The 5596-nt window shown below is 64.3% G+C and carries 3 protein-coding genes; 2 read left to right on the plus strand and 1 reads right to left on the minus strand.

Translation table 11 applies throughout. The features are described from left to right. A partial coding sequence (locus ACO48X_RS10600) for a substrate-binding domain-containing protein (RefSeq protein ID WP_485002053.1) occupies positions 1 to 241 on the plus strand: 241 nt, incomplete at its 5' end. A gap of 125 nt (positions 242 to 366) precedes the next feature. Here the strand turns inward: ACO48X_RS10600 and lacZ are convergent. Beyond that, entirely contained in the window at positions 367 to 3711 is a 3345-nt protein-coding gene (gene lacZ, locus ACO48X_RS10605; RefSeq protein ID WP_485002054.1) for a beta-galactosidase, LacZ type, read from the minus strand. Between the two features lie 224 nt (positions 3712 to 3935). Between lacZ and ACO48X_RS10610 the strand changes: the two genes are divergently transcribed. Continuing rightward, positions 3936 to 5477, plus strand: coding sequence for a glycoside-pentoside-hexuronide (GPH):cation symporter (locus tag ACO48X_RS10610; protein ID WP_485002055.1), 1542 nt, complete (start codon positions 3936 to 3938; stop codon positions 5475 to 5477). Positions 5478 to 5596 lie beyond the last annotated feature (119 nt).

The raw sequence follows: 5596 nt of genomic DNA on the forward strand, positions 1-5596 counted from the left end.
GGCCCGCGACGCCGCAGGCGTCCGAGTGCCACAAGACGTCGCCGTCGTCGCCACCAACAACCCGGAGGTCTGCCAATACACCTCGCCGACGCTGACCTCGTTCGACATCGACTGCTCGGAGCTGGCGGAGTCTGCCATTCTCCTTCTCTCGGACTCGATCATCGGCCGATACTCCTCCTGTCACCACGTCCTTGTGTCGACGAAGCTCGTGGCTCGCGACAGCTTCGCCCCCGCGGGGTGAATGCGTGGCGGGTGCGGCACGGCGCCCTGGCCCCGTAGCCTCGCGGCCGGGCCCCGCGCCGCTGTTTGGCCGCCCGCATTCCAAGGTCGGGCAGACCGCCCGGCCCACGCCCTGGGCCGGGGAGTTTAGATAAGCTCCAGATCGACGTCGAGCCGCAGCGGCCGGTCAGCGGCGATGTGGTATTTCTCGTGAACGGGCGACCCCCACGAGTCGTCCCCTCCGACGCCCATCTGCCCTGCGAGGAGCCGCAAATGCGTCAGGGGCGTCCTCGACGGATCGGCCAGCTGCCACTGGTGGGAGGCCTCCTCGATTTGCGCGGAAGAGTAGGGGAGCACAGACACGTTGAGCGTCGATCCCTCCGCCGCGTCGAGTGCCGACCCTTCGACGTCGGCCGCAGCAAGCGCCGATCCGTCGGCGTCGTGCCGCCTGACGCGTATTCCGCTTCCGGCGCCGTCTGTGATCTCGGCCCATCGCACGCCCCGGTGGTTCCCCGTCTCCTGGGGGACGAGGTAAGGGGCGTAGTCGCGCGCGGCGGTCGTCTCCCACACGCCGAGGCGTGCGCCCGAGGAGCGGTCCGCATAGGTTTCCTCGGGGCCCAAGCCGTAGTAGCGCAAATGCCTCAACTCGCCGGGCAGAGCCCATTCGACGCCGAAGGCGGGGATCGTGGGCGCGTGCGCCTCGCCCGGATAGTCGGCGGTCAGGCGTATGCGCGCGGCCGAGTCGATCGCGTAGCGCAGGGTGACCCGGCTCCTGGCCGGAGTGGCGAGTTCGTAGACGTAGGCGACCGCGACGCCCTCTTCGGAGGCGTCGACGGCGACGGCGACGCACCGCGCATAGCGTCCGGCAGCCGCCCACCGCGCCCGGTCGAAGCCGTGTCCCGCGCCGCGGTCGTTGTCGGTCAGCGGCCTGAACGTCGTGATTCTGGGCGGGCGCAGCACGTACTCCCTGCCGCTTTTTGTCCACGAGACGATCCCGCCCTGGGTTCGCGAAAGCAGAGCCTCCCGCGATCCAACTCGCAGGCCGACGTTCCAGCGCCCGACGGTGACTGCGGGGCTTGGCGCTCCGTCGGCCGGCGCCGCATCCCTTTCGTCGCCCGGCGACGGAACTGCGGTCGCCAGCCCTGCCTCAGCCGCGACGCCGTGCGCCGCCTCGCCGACGTCGCGCGTCTCCTTGGCGGCTTGCCCCGGTTTCGCGGGGACGCGCACGGTGTGCTGGCCGAAGGCGATTTCGTGCCCGGCCGGCGCCCACAGAGTCTCCTCGGCAAGGCGCACGCCGACGTCGTAGGTGAGTTCGACGCCGGGCGTCTGGCTTTCGGCGCTCGGCCACGGGATGGGAAACTCTTCGGCGTTCCCCGCCGGAACGTCGAACCGGTGCGTTTGGGACCAGACGCTAACGCCGTCCGCGAGGAGGCTGGCGACGAACTCGCAGCTTGCGGTTGAAGCAAAGAGATTGTCGTTGACGACGCGCACGCCCGTGGGGCTGGGGAAGAGGCGGACATTCGAGTAAACCTGTTTGACCTCCGCCGCCTTCGGGGAGATTGAACGGTCGCCGAACAGCAGGCCGTCGCCGGAAAATTCGTAGTCGCACGGGCGGTCCGCGAAACCTCCTCCGTACTCCAAACAGCCCCGAAGCTCGCCTTGGGTTTCGTCGCCGTGCTCCTTCCACAGGGCCTGGTCGATGAGGTCCCAGATGAACCCGCCCTGGTAATGCGGATACCGTTCCAGATCCGTGTACTCGAACAGGCCTCCGACGGAGTTCCCCATGGCGTGCATGTACTCGCACGAAATATAGGGCTTGTTTGGGGAGTGCGAGACATAATCCTCGATCGCGTCCGGATGGGCGTACATGCGGGATTCTATGTCGGTGACGTCGTCGTACTCGCGATTCCAGGTGACTCCCTCGTAGTGGACCGGGCGGAGGGGGTCGAGCTCGTGGGCGCGGCGGTACATGCTTCGAAACACCTCGCCTCCGTAGGATTCGTTGCCCAGGGACCAGATGAGGACCGACGGGTGGTTGTAGTCGCGGTGGATCATAGATTCGACGCGGTCGACGCACGGTCCTTCCCATTCCATGCGCGATCCGGGGATCGCGGTTTCTGGCGTTGCGACGTCGCCGGGGGCGTTCCACGAGCCGTGGGTCTCCAGATTGGCTTCGTCGATGAGGTAGACGCCGTAGCGGTCGGCGAGCGCGTAGAAACGCCGGTCGTTGGGGTAGTGGCTCGTGCGGATGGCGTTGATGTTGTGGCGCTTGCAAAAGACGATGTCGTCGATCATCTGCTGCTCCGTGAGGGTGCGTCCCTTGTGACAGTCAAATTCGTGCCGGTTCACGCCCTTGAAGACGATTCTCTTCCCGTTGAGAGTCATGATTCCGTCCTCGACGGCGAATCGGCGGAATCCTATGCGCTGGGAAACGGTCTCGACGGCGTCGGAGACGGCTTCGCCCGACGACGCCGCGGCGTCCGAGGCGGCGCCCCGCCTGGTCAACGTCAACGTGAGCGTGTACAAGGCCGGGTCTTCGGCCGACCACGGCCTGATCCCAGGAAGTTCGCCCGAGGACATTCGGGTGCGGCCCTGCTGCCGCGCCGTCGATTGCCACACGACGGCGCCGGCGTCGTCCGTGAGGACCGCCCGAACGTTGCCCTGCTCCTCCGGTTCGGCGACTGCGGCGTCGATGTTGAGCGAACCGGCCCCGGCCAAATGGTCGTAATCGGCGTTCACGCGCAGATTGTCGAGGTGCGTGCGAGGTTTGCGGGTCAAAACGACGTCGCGGAAAAGGCCGTGGAAACGCCACGAGTCTTGGTCCTCAAGCCACGAGGCGCTCGAGTGTTCGAAGCAGGCGACGGTCAGAACGTGGTCCGCGGCAGAGGGGTCGATGTCGGCGCCCTCCCGCCCGAACAAAATGCCGGTGACGTCGAACTCGCTCGGGGTGTAGCCGTCTTCGGCGTATCCCACGAAGGCGCCGTCGAGCCACACGTATATGGCCGTCGCAAATCCCTCAAAGACAATCGTGACGTTGCCGCCGTTCGCGGCTTCGGCGAGGGCGGGGTCCAATCGGAACTCCCTGCGGTAGAGGGCCGCGTGGTTGAGGCTGGGGATCTTCGGCGCCCGGGGGTCCTCGTGCCCGTCCCAGGGCATCTGAATATTGACGTAGGCGGGGCGCCATCCCCCTTCGGTTTCCAGGGTCGAGGGGACGTCGATTGTCCGGAAGTTCGGCGTTTTCGCGTCGGCTTTCGCGAACTCAGGGTTCTCGACGTCGATTTCGCCTGCCAGGACGGTGCGGAACTTCCAGGCGCCGGCCAGGCTCTGGGTCGGCGAGTCCGATATGTGGTCAGAGTGGGCAAGCAGGCGATTGACGGCGAAAACCGTGGGGTCTTCTAGCCAGGAGGATTTCGCCTTGGAAGCCGACGGAACGGAGGCCGACGCCGGGAAAGGCGCGGGCAATGAAGACGGGGCGGGGATCGGTGCGGGCATTGGGATCTACCTCCAGTGGTGCATCACGTCGTTGTCATTAAGGTAAACCGGTTATCTGCAAGTGTAAACCTGATTCTGCATGCCTTGCAACGAGTTGGCATGACCTTAAGTAAATGCGAGATTGACGGCTAAAACTAAGGTAATCTTTGTTTACCTGAATAGGTAACCGAATATCTGTCGGCGGGGCGCGGTCGGCCGCGGTCCGCTCTTCGAAGGAGAAGAAGATGTCCACTACAACCACGAAGGGGGCCCCGCGGGGAAGAATCGTCCAGCGAATCTCATACGCTGTGGGCAACCTTGGGCAGGCGGCGTTCTACAACGCGCTCAGCACCTATTTCGTCACGTACTACGCCGCCCAAACCCTGTTTTCTCACTACGGCAAGTCCGAAGCGAAAGCGCTGATCGGCATAATCACAGCCCTTGTTTTCATCATCCGCATCGCGGAGATCTTCCTCGATCCCCTGCTCGGAAACCTCATCGACAACACCAACACGCGCTTTGGCCGCTTCCGCCCATGGCAAGTGATCGGCGGCGTCGTCTCTTCGGTCCTCATGTTCGCGATCTTCACCGGGCTGTTCGGCCTCGTAAACGTCAACAAAACCGTTTTCATCGTCGTCTTCACCATCGTCTTCATCCTGCTCGACATCTTTTACTCGATCCGCGACATCTCCTACTGGGGAATGATCCCCGCCCTGTCGACCGAATCGCACGAGCGCGGAGTTTTCACAGCCCTGGGAATGTTCACGGGGTCGCTGGGCTACAACGGAATCACCGTCGTCGTCATCCCGATCGTCAGCTTTTTCAGCGGGCTCTTTGCAAGCTCTTCGGGGCAGACCCAGGCGGGATGGACGGCGTTCGGGGCGATCATCGCCGTCCTCGGCATCGTCACGGCGCTCGCGGTCGCCTTCGGAACCACCGAGCAGGAGAGCGTGCTGCGAGCGAAAGCCAAGAAGAACACGAACCCGTTGCAGGCATTCGTCGCGATCGCCCGGAACGATCAGCTGCTTTGGGTGGCGCTCAGCTATTTGCTATACGCCGTCGCCAATGTGGCCACCACGGGATTTATGCTCTATCTCTTCACATTCGTCCTGAGGATGCCCAGCGAGTATTCGATAGTCGGCGTCATCGCCTTCGTCGCGGGCTTGGCGACGACGCCGCTCTACCCGCTCATCAACCGTCGCGTGCCCCGGCGCAGTCTTTACCTGGGCGGCCTGGGCATGCTCATTGCGGCGTATGTGCTCTTCATCCTGTTCTCGAGCAACGTCGTCGTTGTTTTCATCGCCCTCGTGCTGTTCTACGTCCCCGCGACCTTCATTCAGATGACGGCGATACTTTCGCTGACGGATTCGGTCGAGTACGGCCAGCTGAAGACCGGAAAGCGAGACGAGGCCGTCACGCTTTCCGTGCGGCCGATGCTCGACAAGATCGCAGGCGCGGTTTCCAACAGCATCGTCGGCTTCGTTGCGATCGCCGCCGCGATGACCAACGGGGCCGACCCCGACAGCCTCACTGCGGGCAACATCCAAACATTCAAAACGGCCGCGTTCTACGCTCCTCTCGCCTTCATCGTCCTCTCGGCCCTCACCTTCATGTTCAAGGTGACGTTGAGCGAAAAGGCCCACGAGGAAATCGTGGCGCAGCTGGAGGCCAAGCTAAGCGAGGAGGGCGACGGGGAACGCGACGAGGAAGGCGGCGCTAAGGCTGAGAAAGAAGGCGGCGCTAAGGCTGAAAAAGAAGGCGGCGCCAAGACCGAGAAGGGGGACTGAGGCTCGGATCCGGCAGGAGGCTGAGGTTGGCCGCCTCTGAGCCGGCGTTTCGAAGGGCCTCCTGTGCGGCCCCCAATGCGTGAATCGGCGGGCTTGGCGGTGTGCGCGAGCCCGCCGAT

The organism is Peptidiphaga sp., assembly GCF_057238965.1.